This is a genomic window from Stenotrophomonas sp. (genome assembly GCF_050737575.1).
Classification (GTDB): domain Bacteria; phylum Pseudomonadota; class Gammaproteobacteria; order Xanthomonadales; family Xanthomonadaceae; genus Stenotrophomonas.
This window is the reverse complement of record NZ_JBOHXW010000001.1, coordinates 276518-293965: the sequence shown is the minus strand read 5'-3', so window position 1 is coordinate 293965 and position 17448 is coordinate 276518. Positions and strand designations below refer to the sequence as shown.

Below are 17448 nucleotides of genomic sequence, written 5' to 3'. Positions count from 1 at the left end.
GGCAGTGCGGCGTCAGCGAATGGCCTTTTTCACCAGCGCCGTGACCTTCTTCTCCACCTCCGGTGTCAGCGTGACCAGTGCGAACACGGTGGGCCACATATCGCCTTCATCCAGCGTGGCGGTATCGTTGAAACCGAGCGTGGAGTAGCGCGCACCGAACTTGCTGGCGCCCTGAAAGAACACCACCACCTTGCCGTCCGCATTGGCATATGCCGGCATGCCGTACCAGGTCTTGGGCGACAGCGCCGGCGCCGTGGTGGTGATGATTTCGTGCAGACGCCGGGCCATCTTGCCTTCGGCTGGCGGCATCTGGCCGATCTTGTCCATGATGTCGGCTTCGCCCTCGACCTTGAGCTTGCCGGCTTTGGCTTCGGCCTTCAGCTCGCGGGCGCGCTCCTTCATGGCAGCGCGTTCGTCGGCGGTGAATCCATCGGACTTTGGCATGGCGGCTCCGCTGCAGCTGGCAAGGGGGAGAGCCGCCTTTATACCGCTTTGCGGCGCGGAATAAAGGGGATTTCGTCCCGCCGAACAGGCGTGGTCATAGCAGCCGCGTTCCCAGTGGAACGTCGTGTTCAGGCACGCACAAGGTGACGTGACCCTCACTGTTGTGGAAGCCGGTGACCAGGCATTCGGACATGATCGGGCCGATCTGCTTCGGCGGGAAATTCACCACCGCCATCACCAGCTTTCCCAGCAATTGTTCGGGCGTGTACAGCGCGGTGATCTGCGCGCTGGATTTGCGTATGCCAAGCTCCGGACCGAAATCCACCTGCAGGATATAGGCCGGCTTTCGGGCTTTGGGGAACGGTTCGGCCGCGATGATGCGGCCGACGCGCAGTTCCACTTTGCTGAAGTCATTCCAATCGATGGTTTGCATGAAGGATCTTTCGTTTGAGGTCTTTGTTGTGGCTGCTGGGGTGCAGGTCAATCGTCGTAAGGAAGGTCATCGGGATCAACGCCGACGAAATCAGGCGCAGGAAGCACGGGCAGCCGATAGGCGTGAATGCTGTCGATGCCAAGCACCACCGCCTTGACCGCGCGGTGCATGCCATCCATCAGCCGTCCCTGCGGGCACAGAATGATCGGGTAGGCCAGGTCGGCCGCATTCACCAACTGCATATGCATTGCGATGGATCGACCACTGGGCGTATCGCCTTCGTTGTCGTACCAATAGGGCTCGTCCAGTTCGGCGATGGTGTGCACGGCAATCTGCTCAACCGGAAGCCCTGCAGTGCGCGCAATTAGGCGGTGCACGTCCCAGGCGAGCAGGCCGTCTGCGGATTGTCGGAAGTGATATTGCTTGCGCATTCGTAATCCATTGAAGGCGTGGTTGACGCGTGAGCTTGCATGGGGCGCTCCATCACATGGATCAGCGCACACCGAATTCGAGGTGGCTGCTGCTCTGCCAGTGGATCTCCATCGGCGCGCCGGCATCGGCCAGGGTTTCATCGGCGGGCTCCTTGCCACTGCCCAGGTTGAGTTGCTGGTCTGCCTGCTTGACCACGCCCAGTGATACCACCAGCCGGCTACCGGTGGCGAGTTTGCGGCCGAGCACGCGGGTGTCTTTTACCTCGACGCGTTGCGGTACGCCGGGCTGCAACAATTGGCGATGGCGCCGATCTTTGGCATAGCTGGCACGTTGCAGCCACCAGCCGAGGTCGAGGTACTCGCCTTTGTCATTGAGCTCGTAGATGCCGATGACGAGATCGACATCGCGTTTGTTGATGGTGAAGTCCAGCGTGCCGCGGAATGCGCCCGCAAGTTCGGTGTCCTGCGTCATCGGTGCGCTGGCGAACACCAAGCCGAGGCGCGGATCCAATTGGGGGTTCAACGATTCGCTGGGCATGGGGGCCTCGGCATCGCTGCGATCATGGAAGTCCACCCGCTGTAGCACCGAGGCGTGCGGAATGGGCTGCTCAGCCAGCAGATGCCGGGTGGGTTCCGTGCCGGGCAGCAGATGCAGCTTCAGGGTCCTCGTGGCCATGGCATCCAGACTGGGAGCGTGCCGCCACTGGTCGGCACCCATCACCTGCCAGTTCACACGGTCGGCCAGCAGTGGAGGGTTCGTTGCGCCCTTGAATATGTGATCGAACCAGGCCAGCCGCAGTGCCTGCAGATCAATACGCGCGGATGGATCGGTGGTGTAGCCCTGTACCACTGCCGGCACGCCGGTCTGCATCGAAAAATGCTCGAACGGCCCGACCAGCAGCGTGTGTTTCGCATCGGGGCGGTGGCGCAGGTGTTCGCGGAAGTAATGCAGGGCGCCGATCTGTGCACCGTCGAAGTAGCCGGTGGTGGCGAGTACCGGGATATCGACCGCAGCGAACTCATCCCCTTGTGGAATCATGGCCTGCCAGTAGTCGTCGTAGGCTGGGTGCTGCAACCAGCGGCTGAAGAGGGGGTTCGGCGTGCCGTCGATGGCGGGCAGGTCACGGTAGGCGCGGCCGCTGGCATAGCTGTTGCGGTCGAGTGCGTTCCAGCGTTCGCGGTCGCCGTAGTTGGCATCGTCGAGCGCGCGGTTGCTCGCCGTATAGGCCGGCCAGGCGTACATGAAGTTCAGGAATACATTGCCCTCCATCGGCACGTCGATGCCGGGTGCGGCCGTGGCCGAGGTGGCGATGGCCTTCAGCGCCGCTGGCTTGTGCTTCAGCGCCGCCCACTGGGTGAAGCCGCTGTAGCTGCCGCCGTACATGCCAACCCGCCCATCGTTCCAGGGTTGCGCCGCGATCCAGTCGACCACGGTTGCCGCGTCGGCACCGTCATGCACGAAGGGCTCGATGGCATCGGGGCTACGGCCCTTGCCGCGGCTGTAGGCCACAACGCCGGCATAGCCATGGGCGGCGACCTTCTTGGCATCGACCCATGCCCAGTCGTCATTGGCGTAGATGGTGAAGGTGAGCAGCGCCGGCAACCGAGCAGCGGCACGGGGGCGAACCACCAGCGCAGCGATGCGTGCGCCGTCGGCGGTATGCACCCACGCATCACGATCAATCACGTAGCGACGGGCATCGTCCTTGCCCAGCGCATCGTTGAACAATGGCTGGAATGCGCCGTATGCCGAAGCTACCTGCCAGGTGCGGATCAGCTCGATGGCTTCCTGCTGCGACAACGTGCGCTTGCCGGCAGCCTTGGCCATGGCATTGTTGAAATCACCCATCAAACGAGGCAGCGGACTACCGAAGGAGAATTCGGCTTGCTGGGCAATCCTGTCCTCCAGCGTGGCGAAGCGCTCGGCAAACGTCGCCGGCCATGCTTGGCTGAAAGGCTGCTTCTGCTCGGCCGCGCGTGCCATCGCCAAGGCGTAAATTTCGTACTGAAGGAACAGGGGCGGTTGGGATGGATCGTCATCGCGCAGTGCCCGCAGTGCGTGGATGCTTTCCACCGCCTGACGATAGTGGCCGGCGGCCATCTGCAGACGGAACAGCGTGCCCAGATAGCGCGGCCTGTCCGCGTCACGGAACTCGACGATCAATTGACGGGCAAGTGCAGGTAGTGCCTTGTCGGTGGTGTCAGCACGTATCGGTGCAGGAAGATGCAGGGCCTCAGCACCTGCAGGAACCGAGAATGCAAGCAACAGCATCAGCAGGAGGCTTTTCATTGGCAGCCAATCAGAGTGGATGGATTCAAGGGATGCTCGTGACCTCAGTCGGCGGCTCAGGTCGTCGCTGCTGAGTTCCGCGCCATCATCAACTGGCGCGCGGCTTCTTCCCAGTTGCGGCCATCGAATGATTGACGCGGCAATGCCGTCAGGTCGATTCCGTCCACGCAGCGCAGGTTGACCACCCACATATGCGGGGCGATGCGCGGATTGCTGAAGGTGCTGGTGCCGCATTGGCTGCAGAAGAAGTGCTTGGCGGTGCGGGTGCCGAATTGATAGTGGGTCAGACGTGCTTCGCCGGACACGATGCGGAACTGCGCCTTGCTCACCGCGTGCCAGAGCGCGCCCTTGCGGTGACAGATGGAGCAGTTGCACTCCAGGATGCCGGTGACCGGTGCATCAAACTCGAAGACCACAGTGCCGCAGTGGCAGGAACCGTTATGCGTTTGCATGGTGACTCTCCAGTGATACCGGCGAGGTCAGCGCTGGCGGTGTTCTGGCAGGCGAGGGCCGGGCAACGATACCGCGCCGTGCGCGCCAGGTCAGCTGTACTCGGGCTGGGAACGCATGTGGTGCGCGGGTGGGGCGGGAAAGGAGGGGCTACGCTGCGGGCTTCTTGAGCGCCATGCCGACACTGGCCGGCGCGGTGAGCGCAAAGCCGAACTGCTGATAGAGCCGGTACGCCTCGCCATCCGCCAGCAGGCTGATATAGGCCGATGGCAGCACTTCCCGTTCGATGTACGCGCTGATCTCGCGCATGACTGTCTTGCCCAGGCCTTGCCCTTGATGCGCGGGCAGCACGGCGATATCCACCACTTGATAGAACGTACCGCCGTCGCCGATGACGCGGCCCATCGCCACCGTTTCGCCTGCGCACAGCACCTGCACCGCGAACAGCGAATTCGGCAATCCGCGCGCCGCCGCTTCCAGTGTCTTCGGGCTGAGCCCGGCGGACTGACGCAGATGCCGGTAGGTTTCGATGGAGGGGACGTCGTGGGTGATGGTGTAGATGGATTCAGTCATTGGAATTCGCGGGATCGAATCGGATCGTGTGATTGATGCGTGGTCAGCGGTGCAGCAGCTCAGGCGGGCATCGCCAGTGGAACATAAACTTCATGCCATAGCGTGACCTTGCCGGCGTTGTCGAAACGCATCAGCAGCATTGCGCGGAACCGTTCGGTGCGCCCATCGCAGTAGGCAATCCGCGCACGCATCGAGAACACCACGGCCGCGTCATCAACGAGCGTGTGATCGATCTCGTAGTCGATGCCCGCCATGTCGGCCTTCATGCCGTTGAGGAATTCCAGATAGTTCGCACGCGTGGCTTCGTAACGGCGGCCGTTGGGTTCGACAATGAACTGCTCGGCGAAACACTGGCCGATCACCGCTTCGGTCAGCGAGGAATCCCTGTTGAGGTGTTTCCTGTTCCAGTCGAGTACGGCGTGTGCGAGCTGAAGATAGTGAGGGTGATTGTTTGTCATTCGTAGGATTCGCGAGCAGGTTGCAAGCCGGGAATGTTCGACATGCTGCAGCGTGGAGACTATCGCGGATGGTCAGCGCGGTCACCGTCGCGCACAGTCTCTCGCTTGCCGGTGATATGTGGACGTCGCAGGGCTGGGATCGTCAGCGAGTATCGCGACGGCAGGCGTGCTTGAACTGCTTATGTGCCATTCCGATGGAGGCGGGTGGCATTGAGCTGGGGAAACCGTTCGATGATGTTGAGCGCTTCGTCCCAATGCCCAGGATGCGTTACAGGCAGGATCACCGCGGGCAGATCTTTGAAGCGGAACTCTATGCCGTTATCCGGTGCGCGCTGTTGGCGGATGATGGTCGGCATGCGCCCGTTTCTAAGGTGCCAGACCAGCTCCTCGATCACGTCGTTCCAGGCGTCCTTCTCCAGATCATCGATCCATTGCATGAGTGCCTGACGCCCGGACAAAGCCGGCAGCGCGAGCGCCATCGGCCTGGAGGAAGGTATGGGCGACCTTTGGCGGTATTACCGATCTTCTGCCGAAGCCGCTCGGTTCGTACTGCGCACAGCGGGTTGATGATGGCACAGCTTTGCGGCGCGCACCGGCCTTCGAGGCGTCGCTACCGATCAATGTTGTCGGAGTGAAATTTCAGCCTATGGCATCAACGGTACGGCTCGCAGCCGATGCCGTCGTTATCGCGATCAAGGTGCGATCCGTAGCCGGGATCGCCGCGACGCACGGGCGCAGCACCGGCCGCGCGGGCTTCCGTGCAGTTGGCGAACACGCGATGTCCGCCGGCCGATCCTGCCGGTGCGATGCGTGCGGGGGCGGGTGCCTGTGTTGGCGCTGCATTGAAGTTGCTGCGTGGTGCCGGCGAAGCGCTGCCACGGTGGCAGTGGTAGTCGCCGGTGCTGCGATTGGTGTGGCAACCGTCTTTATTCAGTCCGCCGGGATGCGTATGCCCGGTGACAGGGAACAGGCTGCAGACAAGCAGAATCATGGGTACGAACGGTGTATTCCGCACGCGGCGTTCCTTCTGCTCGAACAGGATTACTGCCGGGTCTTTTCGTACACCGAAGACACCTGCGCGAAGCTGGGGTTGGACATTCCCATGCCGTTGATGAATACCGCCGGTGCGCCTTGTTTGAAAACTTCAACGGTGCGATCCACGGCGGCCCGCTGCTCAGCGCTGGGGTTGGTTATGTTGAAGTCGATGGAATTGCCGCGTGTCACGGGGATGCCTTGGCCCTGTAATGCCTGGATCAGCGCTTCAGCCCGTTGCGCCTGCTCGGAAGGGCAGTTGGCCGGTGCCAAGACCAGCACGGTATTGCGCGGCGTGTTGCCAGGCATTTCCACCGGGATAAAACCGTCGATGCTGCTGACGTTGCCGGATGCGGTTGCGATTGCGGTCGAGTGGGCGGGCTCGCGCTTGCTCCACCAGTTGTAGCCGCCCAGCAAGCCCAGGGCGAGCAGCAGGATCATCCATAAACGCATCGTCGTCTCCTTGTGTGTTCGGTACGTCGATTCAATTCGAGCTGAGTGTTGCGTTGTGCCGACTGCTTGCCTGAAGAGCGCGGCTTGCCGTGTCGAACTATCTGACCCGCTCCCCAGCGTGCCGCGCTTGCGCTCCCCGCGCGGCGCCCAGCGTACAAGAACCGCGAACGTGGTGGGAGAGGTTGGGCTTTTACCGGGTTGAGTGCATCCCAAGCGCCTGCGAGCAACCACAGCCCGATATCGCAGTCCGCGCCCGCTGATAAAACAAAAGCCCGGGAAATCCCGGGCTTCTGCATCACTCAAACGTCAGCAAGCGATCAATCATTCGATCGGCTGATCCAACATCAGCTGGCGTGCGAAACGCACCGGCGGTGCGCCGTAGGACAGCATCTGGTCGTGGTACGCCTTCAGGTTGAAGTTGGCGCCCTGCTTTTCTTCCACGGCCTTGCGGCTGTCGAAGTGCTCCTGCGCACCGACGAAGTAGGTCGGCAGCTGCGCCGAGGTGAGCTGGGCGCGGATCCACTTGCCCGAGGCTTCGCTTTCCTGCTGGAAGGCGTCGTGGGTCATCAGGTGCATGGCCTGCTCGCGGCTCCAGTTGTCCACGTGCACACCCTGGTCGAGGATGGCATTGGCAATCGTGCGCAGGTAGAACTTCAGCTGCACCAGGTGGAACAGCGGGTCGTTATCCAGGTAACCCTGTTCCTGCATCATGCGCTCGGTGTACACGGCCCAGCCTTCGGCAAACAGACCCGAACGCAGCACGGCGCGCAGCGTCGACGGGAACTTGCCCGAATGCCAGCCTTCCAGGTAATGACCCGGCGTGCCTTCGTGGATGGAAAGCAGGTGGATCATGCGGCTGTTGTATTCGCGCAGGAACGAATCGACCTGCTTGTCGTTCCAGTCGTCCGGAATCGGCGAGACCGCGTAGAAGGTCTTCAGGTTCTTGTCCAGCGGGCCCGGCGAATCGCAATAGGCCACGGCCACGCCGCGCTGGAATTCCGGCATCAGGATGATGTCCACCGGTGCATCCGGCAGCGTCATCAGGTCATGCTTGCGGACGAACTCGGTGGACTGGTCCAGCGCGGTCTTGGCATCTTCGACGACCTTGTCGCGGGCCGGCTTGTCGGCATAGGCCAGTTCAAGCGCGGCTTCGATGGCCTTCTGCTGCTGCGCATCGGTCGGGTTGGCCGGCATTTCCGGAGCGCCCGGCTTGTCCTTCAACACCACCTGGGCGATGCCGTACATGTCGGTGCGCACGCGGCTCAGCTCGGCACGCGCGCGCTCGCCGATCTCGGCGCGCGACAGCGAGGAGTTGAGCGAGAACTTCAGCTTCTGGTCGTATTTTTCCGCGCCGATGCGGAACTCGCCCTTGGCGTTCGGCACCAGGGTGTTGTCCAGCCACGTCTGCTGTTCTTCGACGGCCTTGGTCAGATTGCCGATGGCGGTCTTCAGGCGCTCCTGGTCGGCGGCCTCAAGCTGGCCGATGTTGGGCACGATGAAGGTGTCCACCAGGCTGAGGATGCCGCGGTTCTGCTTGGACACGGTTTCGGCGTGGATCTTCGGCACGCGTGCCGGGTCCAGGTTGGTGCGTGCGGCGGCGAAGATCTGCGGAATCTGCTCGATACGCGCCGTCGCCGACTTCAGGCGCTCGGGCAGCGGTGCGAACTCGCGCGCCATCAGGCCATAGATGGCACTGCCGGCCAGGCCGTTATAGGTCTGTGGGTCCCACTTCCAGGACTGCAGGGTTTCGTTGTTCCAGATATCCGATTGCAGCTGGTTGCGCAGGATGGCGGCATCCACCTGGTTCTCGCGGCCGAGCTTGCTGATGTCGATCTTTTCCAGATCGGCCAACAGCGCCTTGCTTGCGTCCAGGCTCTTCTGCTGACCGGCCGCGCTCAGGTCGTCGAGCTGGCTGTCGAAACGGTGGTCACCAATCTGCGTGGCGCCGACCGGGGACAGCTGCATCCACGTATCCAGCGCCTTCTTCGACAGTTCGGCGAACTGTGCATCGGCCTGGCCCTGGCCGGCCTGTTCGGCAGCAGCGGTGGGGGCGTTGGGAGCTTCGCCACTCTGGCAGCCGGCAAGGCTGGCCAGCAGGGCGGCGGCGAGCAGGTGCTTGCGCATCGGTAATCCTGGGATCTTGGGTAATCCCCGAGCATAGGCGGAGCGCGCCGCCGTCGCACATGCCGTTGGTTGGGCACACCTTGCCGAAGCGGGCGGTTGGCGCTCCTGCAACAGCCGGTGCGCCTGTCGCCCGGCTGGCAACGACACCATCCACGCTTTCTTAGCGTTCGTATTCAGGCTTGTCGCTATGCTGGCCGCGCTGCCGGGTGGCCGGCACCAACCTTTCAGGGAACACGGAAGCATGAAGCGTTTGCAGGGAAATGGCTGGATATTGGGTGCGGGACTGGGCGTGCTGATGGTGTTGGCCGGTTGCGCCCAGCATGAAATGGCGGCCGATGCGGGCGCCGCGCCGGCCGAAGCGCTGCAGTCGCCCGATGGTGCGTTCCTGGCCTACGAACACACGGCGCAGCTGCGGCTGCCGGGCAAGGACATCGCACCCCGGGTGAAGGCCGTGACCGAAGCCTGCCAAAGCGCGACGTTCGGTGATTGCGCGGTGCTCAATGTGTCGCAGCAGGCCGGCGATGCGCCCAGTGGCTCGGTGCAGGTGCGCATCGCCCCCAAAGGGGTGGAGCCGCTGATCGCATTGGCCAGCGACAAGGGTGAGCTGACCACGCGCAACACGCAGGCGGAAGATCTCGCGCAGCAGGTCGCCGAAACCCAGCTGACCCAGGCGCGGTTGAAGAACGAACACGAGCGCCTGGTTGAATATCAGCAGCGGCGTGATCTGGTCGTGGCGGATCTGTTGACCATCTCGCAGCGCCTGTCGGAAATCGAAGCAGGATTGGAACAGGCCAACCGCGCATCGGCGCAGCAGCATCGGCGCATCGATACGCAGTTGGTGACCATCAACCTGGAGTCGACCAGCAGCCAGCGCAACCGCAGCGAGATTGGTCGCGCATTCGGCGACTTCGGCGAAATCTTCAGCACCAGCCTGGCCTACGTCATTCGCGTCATTGCCGGCCTGCTGCCGGTAGCGATCATCGGCGGCTTCGTGTTGTGGCTGGCACGTACGTGGTGGCGTCGACGCCGCAGCAAGCGCGCGGCCAAGCAGTAAGGCAGACGACAACGGCGCCGAAAGGCGCCGTTGTTCTTCATGCACTGCAGGAGCCGCCGGTTACGAATGCAGATGCAGCTCGGGAATGGTCTTCTCGTGCAGCGCGAACAGTTCCTGGAATTCTTCTTCGGTTAGTTCATCGGGCAGGTACACAGCCACCTTGCTGGCGACGCCGTTCTGGTCAATCCGCTCGCGCGGGCCGGCACGCAGGGACACCTCGCGGTCCTTCCAGGTGATGACCATGGGCGCTTCCTCCCATTGGGTCACTTCGGCGTTCTTGCTGTCCCAGATGATGACGATCGTATACATGCGGTTACCTGCCTTCAGTTGCGCGTTCGCTGGTGATGGTGGCGCCTTCGCGCATCACCAGCGTGACCGGTGTGCGCGACACCACGTCGAGCAGACGGTCCCATTGCGCATCGGATAGCGGGCCGGTCGCGGCGAGCATGCGGTGCACCTGCAGCTTACCGGCTTCATCGCGGCTGGAACTCAGCTGCGCATTGAACTCACCCAGCTCCCAGCCTTTTTTCTCTGCATACATGCGCAAGGTAATCGCAGTGCAGGCGGCCAACGAGGCCAGGTACAGATCAAACGGTGCCATGCCTGCATCCTGCCCGCCGAGGCTGGCCGGTTCGTCAGCCACCAGGCTGTGCTTGCCGTTGCTGATCTGGTGAGCGAAGTTCGTGCCTGAAGAAGTGATGCTGACGTGAGCCATGTGGCGTCTCCGGTTGTGCAGGTGCAGTCACGTTAGAGCCTGCGTATGACCGCCGGTAGTCTGCATTTGGTGACCGCACCGTCCCGTGAAGTGAACGATGCGGCCTGCGGCGCGCGGGATTACTTGCCGATACGCACCGGCAGCGGGATATTGCACAGGTCGATATGGCCGGCCGCGCGTTTGTAGAAGTCATCCACGCGATTGCGGCGTGCTTCCACTGCATCGGCAAACGTCTTGGAATCGGTGCGCAGTACCTGCAGCGCCACGCGCTGGTCGGCCGGCAATTCGCTGGCCAATTGGATGGAGGTGATCGGTGTGCGCTCGGCAGCATTTTCGTAGAAGCCCATCGGCTCCGGGCCACGTTTGATGCTGCTCAGCAGTTCCATGCCCTTGAGCACGCGGCCGACCAGGGTGATGTTGCGGTCGAGCTGACGCGGCGACTGTCCGGTGACCACATACAGCTCGGCGCCGACGCTGCTGTCTTCGTCATTGTTGCGGCCGGCACCGAGCGCGCCGTAGCAATGCGCCAACCACGCATGTTCGCCATCGCTGCCCACCGCGAAGTCGCCAACAAACCCGGTCTTGGCCGCCCAGCCATCGCGGTCGGGCAGGGCGGTGAATGCCAGCCCCTTGGCCGGGCGCTGGAACTCGGCTGGTAGATGTTGCTTGGCGCTGCCCATCGACTTGGCTTTGGTGCTGTCCTCGGCATCCACGTCGCCAAACTGGACGACGAAGTTGTCCTGCGCGCGGTAGATGCTCAGCCCGTCCCAGAAGTGCTCGCGTGCCATGGTACGGATGTTGCCGACGTGCTCCGGGGCGAAGTCCGGCGCCAGCTCGATGATGACGCGGCCGCCTTCCAGGTTCATGTACAGCGTGTTTTCCGGCGCCGGCGTGTGCCAATCGCTGGCGGGCGCGGCGTCGATGATTTCCTGCGCGCTGCGGTACTTGGCGGGTGCATCGGCGGCCAGCAGCGGCAGCGGGGACAGCATCAGGGCCAGGGCCAACAGCGTGGGGCGAAGCGTCATCGGGCGCATTCCAGATTGGGTGTGGGCCGATTCTGCGTGATCCAGAGGCCGGGCGGCCAGCGCCATGACCGTGGTGGGAGTGACTACCGGCACATTCGCTATAGCGAACTAAACACTAGTGTTGGCTTCAGGCTAGTCCACCGGAGTAAGCCATGAACGATCTGGAAGCCCACCTACGCAAGTTTCAGAAAGAGCTGAGCACCGGCACGGTGTCGCTGGCCTTGTTGGCGGTGCTGGCCAAGGCGGAAGCGCCGATGTACGGCTACCTGATTGCCAAGGAGCTGGAGCGGGTAGGCGACGGAGTACTCAGCGGCAAGCAGAGCGCGTTGTACCCGGTGCTGCGCAACCTGGAAGGCGCCGGCCTGCTGGAGAGCCACGTTGAACCGTCGGTAGCGGGACCGCCGCGGCGTTATTACCGCATCAATGACGACGGACGTGCCGCGCTGCGGCAGTGGATCGCCGCCTGGACTGCTACCCGGAATTCGCTGGAATCCGTACTGGAGGGAATCAACTGATGAACACCGACAACACCCCAAGAGCGCTCCCGACCACGATCCCCGAATACCTGGAGCAGCTGCGTGCCGCGCTGGCCGGTGCCGACCCGGCGATGATCCAGGACGCGCTGTACGACGCCGAGGAATACCTGCGCTCGGAGTTGGCCGAGCAGGCCGGCAAGAGCGAAGCCGAAGTGATCGCAGGCGTCGCCGGCAGCTACGGCGCGCCGGAAGAGGTGGCCGAGATCTATCGCGAAACCGAAGTCACCGTGAACCGCGCACTACGCACGCCGGGCATGCGTTTGACGCCGGCATCGGTGGCCTCGGCCGCCGCGGCTGCCTCGGTCGGTGCGGCCATTCCGCCATCACCGGCAGCAACCAAGCCACGTTCGGCGCTGGCACGGTTCTTCGGCGTGGCCTTGGATCCGCACACCTATGGCGCGCTGTTCTACATGCTGCTGTCGCTGGCCACCGGCACGTTCTTCTTCACCTGGGTGGTGACCGGCCTATCGCTGTCGGTGTCGCTGTTGATCCTGATCATCGGCATTCCGATCCTGCTGCTGTTCCTGGGCTCGGTGCGGGTGCTGTCGCTGGTGGAAGGGCGCATCATCGAAACCATGCTCGGTGTGCGCATGCCGCGCCGTCCTGCCTACACCGACAAGAGCCAAGGCTGGCTGGCGCGCATCGGTGACATGTTCTCCGACGGCCGCACCTGGCTGACGATGCTGTATTTCCTGCTGATGCTGCCCTTGGGCACCGTGTACTTCAGCATTGCCACGACGTTGCTGTCGCTGTCGTTGGCGCTGATGTTCGCACCGCTGGCCAGCTTCTTTGTGGACCAGCCGGCGGGTATCTGGATCGACGGCGTGAACGTTGCGGGAGCGTTCTGGTTGTGGCCGCTGTCAGTGCTGGTAGGCGCGGTGTTGTTGTTCGCCACGCTGCATCTGGCCCGCGCGATCGGCAAGCTGCACGGCGCGATGGCCAAGCAGTTGCTGGTGCGGTTGTAATCCATTCGGAATGCGCAATGAAGCGGGGCGCCTATGGCGTCCCGTTTTGTTTTGCGGGCCCTGCCGTTACGAAACGTCACTTCGGGGTTCGCGGCAGGCGGATAAGTGCGTGCGGAATTTGAACGCTCACTTACCCGTGATGCGCGCCCCGGTTGACCCGGCAGGTTCGATCCCTAAAATGACTGAAAGTCAGTCAGTTGCGAATCCATGGACAAGCGCACCGCCATCATCGAGGCCGCCATTGCCGTGTTCGGCGAAAAGGGCGTGGAGAAAGCCACGGTCTCGGACATCGTCAAACGCGCCGGTATCGCCCAGGGCACGTATTACCTGTACTTCCCGTCGCGGCTTTCGGTGATGGGCGGCATAGCCGAGCAGGTGGTTTCGCGGATGCTGCAGCGTCTGCATGAGCAACTGGACGGGCTGTCGCCCGCCGCGCAGCTCGACGCGCTGGCCGGCGCGATCTTCGCGGTGGTGGAAGAGCAGCACCAGGTGGTGGCGCTGCTGTACAGCGGCATGACCCAGACCGATGAAATGCGGCGTTGGGAAGCCATCTACGCGCCGTTGTACGACTGGCTGCAACAGGTGCTGGAACAGGCGCGTGCCGAAGGCGCGGTGGCGGCCAATGTGCAGCCGCGTTACGCGGCAAGAGTGTTGGTCGGTGCCATCGAAGCGGCAGCCGAGCAGGTGCATCTGTACGCCGCCACCGCGCCGGAAGATGCGCAGGCGCATCGCGCGGAGCTGGAGCGCTTCATCCGTGCCGGCCTTGGCCGCACGGCGGCCGTGTAGCGACACGGACCATGCAATTCACTGCGCGCCTGCGCGGTGCAAACAATCAACGAGGAGAAACACATGGCCAATAAAGGCTGGTTTTATGTGGCCCTGACCTGTGTGTTCGAGCTGATCTGGGTCTACGGCTTCAACGTGGCAACGGTGTGGTGGCACTGGATACCGATCATCGCGGTGATCCTGGTGGACTTCCAATGGCTGGCGCGCGCCTGCGAAACCTTGCCGACCGGTACGGTGTACGCGGTGTTTGCCGCGGTGGGCACGGTCGGCGCGGCATTGATGGATATTTTCCTGTTCGGCGGCAGCTTCAGCGTCGCCAAGGGCGGCTTCATGGCGCTGCTGGTGATCGGTGTGATCGCACTCAAGCTGGCCGATGGCAAGGCCGCAGACAGCACCGGCGCCGCCGGTCAGGGAGGCTGAGATGGGTTGGTTTCTGGTAGTAGCCGCCGCGCTGATGGAAACGCTGGGCGTGATTGGTTTGAAGCGTTACAGCCTGCGCAAGAGTGCGCTTAATGCGCTGATGTTTTTCGGCGGCTTCGGCGCGTCGTTCGTGTTGTTGTACCAATCGTTCCGCTACATCCAACTGAGCGTGGCCTACGCGGTGTGGATTGGTTTGGGCACGGCTGCTGCGGTGCTGGTCAACATGGTGTTCTTCGGCGAATCACGCAGCACTGCGCGCGTGCTCAGCCTGGGGGTGATCGTGATCGGTGTGGTGGGGCTGAAGGCGGTTTCGTGAGTACGGCATTGCGGGGAGCCGTGATTGTTTCCCTTCTCCCGCGCGCGGGGTGAAGGCATGCGGCTTACGAGCCACCGGCTCGTGCATGACTGAACGCCTCGCACGCTGTGCGAGGCCGGGGCGCGGAGCGAGGTGCCCGAAGGGCGGATGAGGGGAGCTTTTAGCGCTTGAGTCTTCAACGTTCTTGGGCTTCTACAGCAGGCTGCGGATAGCGCACTGCAAGTTCAACTGCCGCTGCTTCGATCTTCCCCTCACCCCAACCCCTCTCCCGTGAACGGGAGAGGGGCTTAGGCAAAGCCAAAGCCAAAGCTATAAAGCTAGAGCCAAAGCCAAAGCCCTCAGCGCTGCGCGCGACGACGCAGCGGGGTGACGTTGCTGGTGCTTGCTGCCTTCTTGCTCTTCTTCGCCGCCGCCGGTTGCGACTGTGCGATGAAGAAATCGCGCATCTTCGGGTACACCACTTCGCGCCAGCGGCGGCCGCTGAAAATGCCGTAGTGGCCGGCACCGTCAACGATCAGGTGGGTGCGGCGCGAGGCTGGAATGCCCGTGCACAATGCTTGCGCGGCTTCGGTCTGGCCGAGGCCGGCGATGTCGTCCAGTTCGCCTTCGATGCTCAACAGCGCGGTGTCGCGGATCGCCGAAGGGTCCACGCGTTCGCCACGCACATACCACTCGCCACGCGGCAGCAGAAATTCCTGGAACACCACGCGGATGGTGTCCAGATAGAACTTCGCCGGCATGTCCAGCACGGCGTTGTATTCGTCGTAGAAATGGCGATGCGCGTCGGCATCGTCCATGTCGCCCTTGACCAGGTCGGTGTAGAAATCCCAATGCGACATCAAGTGGCGGCTGGGGTTCATCGCCACAAAACCGGCGTGCTGCAGGAAGCCCGGATACACGCGGCGGCCCTGGCCCGGGTAGGGCGCCGGAATGGTGTGGATGACGTTGTTCTCGAACCACGACAGCGGATTGCGCGTGGCCAGATTATTGACCGCGGTCGGGCTGCAGCGCGCATCGATCGGGCCGCCCATCATCACCAGTGAACGCGGCGTGGTTTCGCCACGGCTGGCCATCAGCGACACCGCCGCCAGCACCGGCACGGTCGGCTGGCAGACGCTCACCACGTGCACGTTGTCGGCACCGAGGTGACGGATGAATTCCTGCACATACTCGATGTAGTCGTCCAGGCCGAACTCGCCTTCCTGCACCGGCACCATGCGCGCATCCACCCAATCGGTGACATAGACGCGGTGGTCGCGCAGCAGCGTGCGCACGGTGTCGCGCAGCAGCGTGGCGTGGTGGCCGGACAGCGGCGCGACGACCAGCACGGCCGGCTGCGCGAGCAGCGCTTCAACCTTGGAGGTGTCGTTGCTGTGGCGCTTGAAGCGCAGCAGTTTGCAGAACGGCTTTTCCAGTTCGGTGAGCTGGGCGATGGGGACGATCTCGCCGTCCAGCTCCAACTCATGGATGCCCCATTCGGGTTTCTCGTAATCCTTGCCGAGGCGATGGAACAACTCGTTCATCGCGGCAAAGCGGTCGGCACCCGGCATGGATGACCACCAATGCCCCGGTTTGTTGAAAAACGCCGCATTGGCTTGCGCTTGGTGAACCCAGGGCGCGAGCAGGTTGCGGGTCAACTCATGCAGGTTATAGAGCATGTCTATGCAATATGTATGGTCATATGGTGCTGCGCAGCATAGCCTAATCGGACGATTGTGGCGTTAAGCGCGTGCGCCACGTATTCAGCGGGTGCGCTCCAGCGCGGCGATGTCCTCGCTGAAGGCTGGCCCCAGCCAGCAATGCGAGCCCACCGAACGGAAGCCCACCTGCTGCAACTGGCGGCGGTACCAGCTCGCCGGACGCTTCTGGAAGCCGTCGTGGTCGCCGTGGAAATCATCCTCGGCGGTGAAGGTTTCCAGGAAGGCGACGCCGCCGCACAACTCGGCCAGGCCTTCCACACCCTGACGCAGCTCGCGACTGGGTACGTAATGCATCACATCCGAACAGATCAGCAGATCCACCGGCGCGCACGGGCGCAGCCACTGGAAATCACCGAAGCGGGCCAAATGCATGTTGCGGGTACGGCCGTAGCGACGCACTGCGTACTCGCTGCTGTCAAACCCCATGTACTGCAGCTTGGGCCGCAGTTTGAGCAGCGGTGCACGCCAGGCTGCCTCGCCGCAGCCGATATCCAGCACGCTGCGGATGGGCCGTTCGAGGTAGTACTCGGCGCTGGCAACGGCCAGCTGCACCTTGCGCGCCAAGCGCGCAGCGCCGCCGATATCACCGCGTCGGTACCAGCGTTGGAAGTAAGCGGCGTCGTATTGCTTGTCCTGCATGTGCGTGTCTTGTGCGGATGGGCGAAAATGGCGCTCATCCTACGCCGCCGCTGGAGCACATGCATGCAGTCTTATTTCTGGGTAAAGACCTTCCACCTGGTATTCGTGGTCGCATGGATGGCATCGGTGTTCTACCTGCCGCGGATCCTGGTCAACATTGCCGAAGCCTCCGGCCAAGCGGCGGTGGTGGAGCGGCTGCAACTGATGGGTAAGCGCCTGTACGGCTTTGGTCACAGCATGTTCGGCATCGCCTTTCTGCTGGGCCTGGTGCTGTGGCTGGGCTACAAAGTGCTGCCCGATTTCCCGACCATGGTCGCGCCGGGTGCCGCGGGCTGGCTGCATGCCAAGCTGGGTCTGGTGGTGTTGCTGCTGGTGTACTTCATCTTCACCGGCCGCTGGTTGAAGGGCACGATGAAAGGCAAGTCGCTGCCGTCCTCGCGCGCGCTGCGCTGGTTCAACGAGCTGCCGCTGGTGCTGTTTATCGCCATCGTCTATCTGGTGTTGGCCAAGCCGTTCTGAGGTTTTTCAGCTTTGCGATACAGAAGGACGGTTGGCAATGCCGGCCTTGGTGATCGAGTCGGTACATGGTTTCCTGCCTGAGGTG

22 protein-coding genes and 1 pseudogene are annotated in these 17448 nt (G+C 62.9%); 7 read left to right on the top strand and 16 right to left on the bottom strand.

The window, feature by feature from the left end; genetic code table 11:
• Positions 1 to 12: 12 nt before the first annotated feature.
• The 11 genes from ACREP4_RS01380 to ACREP4_RS01330 form a co-directional block, all read right to left on the bottom strand.
• A complete protein-coding gene (locus ACREP4_RS01380; protein ID WP_431594419.1) occupies positions 13 to 444 on the bottom strand; it encodes an iron chaperone in 432 nt (143 codons plus the stop codon).
• A 94-nt stretch (positions 445 to 538) separates the two neighbouring features.
• Complete coding sequence (locus ACREP4_RS01375) at positions 539 to 877, bottom strand: tRNA-binding protein (protein WP_431594418.1); 339 nt, start codon at positions 875 to 877, stop codon at positions 539 to 541.
• A 47-nt stretch (positions 878 to 924) separates the two neighbouring features.
• A complete protein-coding gene (locus tag ACREP4_RS01370) occupies positions 925 to 1308 on the bottom strand; it encodes a hypothetical protein (RefSeq protein ID WP_431594417.1) in 384 nt (127 codons plus the stop codon).
• A gap of 61 nt (positions 1309 to 1369) precedes the next feature.
• A complete protein-coding gene (locus ACREP4_RS01365) occupies positions 1370 to 3598 on the bottom strand; it encodes a CocE/NonD family hydrolase (protein ID WP_431594416.1) in 2229 nt (742 codons plus the stop codon).
• Positions 3599 to 3654: 56 nt separating this feature from the next.
• Positions 3655 to 4050: a GFA family protein gene (locus ACREP4_RS01360; RefSeq protein ID WP_431594415.1), complete on the bottom strand. Its 396-nt coding sequence runs from the start codon at positions 4048 to 4050 to the stop codon at positions 3655 to 3657.
• A 148-nt stretch (positions 4051 to 4198) separates the two neighbouring features.
• Entirely contained in the window at positions 4199 to 4621 is a 423-nt protein-coding gene (locus ACREP4_RS01355; RefSeq protein ID WP_431594414.1) for a GNAT family N-acetyltransferase, read from the bottom strand.
• 59 nt (positions 4622 to 4680) lie between these two features.
• A complete protein-coding gene (locus ACREP4_RS01350) occupies positions 4681 to 5079 on the bottom strand; it encodes a nuclear transport factor 2 family protein (RefSeq protein WP_431594413.1) in 399 nt (132 codons plus the stop codon).
• 179 nt (positions 5080 to 5258) lie between these two features.
• A complete protein-coding gene (locus ACREP4_RS01345; protein ID WP_431594412.1) occupies positions 5259 to 5558 on the bottom strand; it encodes a hypothetical protein in 300 nt (99 codons plus the stop codon).
• 173 nt (positions 5559 to 5731) lie between these two features.
• Complete coding sequence (locus ACREP4_RS01340; protein ID WP_431594411.1) at positions 5732 to 6094, bottom strand: excalibur calcium-binding domain-containing protein; 363 nt, start codon at positions 6092 to 6094, stop codon at positions 5732 to 5734.
• A 26-nt stretch (positions 6095 to 6120) separates the two neighbouring features.
• Positions 6121 to 6564, bottom strand: a complete 444-nt coding sequence (locus ACREP4_RS01335; RefSeq protein WP_431594410.1) for a hypothetical protein — start codon at positions 6562 to 6564, stop codon at positions 6121 to 6123.
• Between the two features lie 321 nt (positions 6565 to 6885).
• Positions 6886 to 8688, bottom strand: coding sequence for a DUF885 domain-containing protein (locus ACREP4_RS01330; RefSeq protein WP_431594409.1), 1803 nt, complete (start codon positions 8686 to 8688; stop codon positions 6886 to 6888).
• Between the two features lie 241 nt (positions 8689 to 8929).
• On the opposite strand from ACREP4_RS01330, the gene ACREP4_RS01325 reads away from it, so the two are divergent.
• On the top strand, positions 8930 to 9742 hold the full coding sequence (locus ACREP4_RS01325) for a DUF4349 domain-containing protein (protein WP_431594408.1): 813 nt from the start codon (positions 8930 to 8932) through the stop codon (positions 9740 to 9742).
• Positions 9743 to 9802: 60 nt separating this feature from the next.
• Here the strand turns inward: ACREP4_RS01325 and ACREP4_RS01320 are convergent, their stop codons facing one another.
• The 3 genes from ACREP4_RS01320 to ACREP4_RS01310 form a co-directional block, all read right to left on the bottom strand.
• Positions 9803 to 10051, bottom strand: a complete 249-nt coding sequence (locus tag ACREP4_RS01320; protein WP_431594407.1) for a hypothetical protein — start codon at positions 10049 to 10051, stop codon at positions 9803 to 9805.
• A 4-nt stretch (positions 10052 to 10055) separates the two neighbouring features.
• Positions 10056 to 10457: an OsmC family protein gene (locus tag ACREP4_RS01315; protein WP_431594406.1), complete on the bottom strand. Its 402-nt coding sequence runs from the start codon at positions 10455 to 10457 to the stop codon at positions 10056 to 10058.
• Positions 10458 to 10576: 119 nt separating this feature from the next.
• Positions 10577 to 11482: a peptidylprolyl isomerase gene (locus tag ACREP4_RS01310; protein WP_431594405.1), complete on the bottom strand. Its 906-nt coding sequence runs from the start codon at positions 11480 to 11482 to the stop codon at positions 10577 to 10579.
• A gap of 152 nt (positions 11483 to 11634) precedes the next feature.
• On the opposite strand from ACREP4_RS01310, the gene ACREP4_RS01305 reads away from it, so the two are divergent.
• From ACREP4_RS01305 to ACREP4_RS01285, 5 genes are all read left to right on the top strand, one after another.
• The gene (locus ACREP4_RS01305) at positions 11635 to 11997 is read left to right on the top strand and encodes a PadR family transcriptional regulator (RefSeq protein ID WP_431594404.1); all 363 of its coding nucleotides are present in this window, start codon (positions 11635 to 11637) and stop codon (positions 11995 to 11997) included.
• Positions 11997 to 12983, top strand: a complete 987-nt coding sequence (locus tag ACREP4_RS01300) for a sensor domain-containing protein (protein ID WP_431594403.1) — start codon at positions 11997 to 11999, stop codon at positions 12981 to 12983. Before ACREP4_RS01305 ends, ACREP4_RS01300 begins: the two co-directional genes overlap by 1 nt.
• Before the next feature lie 207 nt (positions 12984 to 13190).
• Positions 13191 to 13769: a TetR family transcriptional regulator gene (locus ACREP4_RS01295; protein WP_431594402.1), complete on the top strand. Its 579-nt coding sequence runs from the start codon at positions 13191 to 13193 to the stop codon at positions 13767 to 13769.
• Positions 13770 to 13832: 63 nt separating this feature from the next.
• Positions 13833 to 14189, top strand: a complete 357-nt coding sequence (locus ACREP4_RS01290) for a DMT family transporter (RefSeq protein WP_431594401.1) — start codon at positions 13833 to 13835, stop codon at positions 14187 to 14189.
• Position 14190: 1 nt separating this feature from the next.
• A complete protein-coding gene (locus ACREP4_RS01285) occupies positions 14191 to 14505 on the top strand; it encodes a DMT family transporter (RefSeq protein WP_431594400.1) in 315 nt (104 codons plus the stop codon).
• Positions 14506 to 14944: 439 nt separating this feature from the next.
• Here ACREP4_RS01285 and ACREP4_RS01280 read toward each other — a convergent pair.
• Together ACREP4_RS01280 and ACREP4_RS01275 are read right to left on the bottom strand one after the other, a co-directional pair.
• Positions 14945 to 16163 (bottom strand): annotated as a pseudogene (locus ACREP4_RS01280) (polyhydroxyalkanoate depolymerase); the annotation flags it as partial.
• Positions 16164 to 16247: 84 nt separating this feature from the next.
• Entirely contained in the window at positions 16248 to 16844 is a 597-nt protein-coding gene (locus tag ACREP4_RS01275) for a class I SAM-dependent DNA methyltransferase (protein ID WP_431594399.1), read from the bottom strand.
• 63 nt (positions 16845 to 16907) lie between these two features.
• Between ACREP4_RS01275 and ACREP4_RS01270 the strand changes: the two genes are divergently transcribed.
• Positions 16908 to 17363: a CopD family protein gene (locus ACREP4_RS01270; RefSeq protein ID WP_431594398.1), complete on the top strand. Its 456-nt coding sequence runs from the start codon at positions 16908 to 16910 to the stop codon at positions 17361 to 17363.
• Positions 17364 to 17448: the final 85 nt, after the last annotated feature.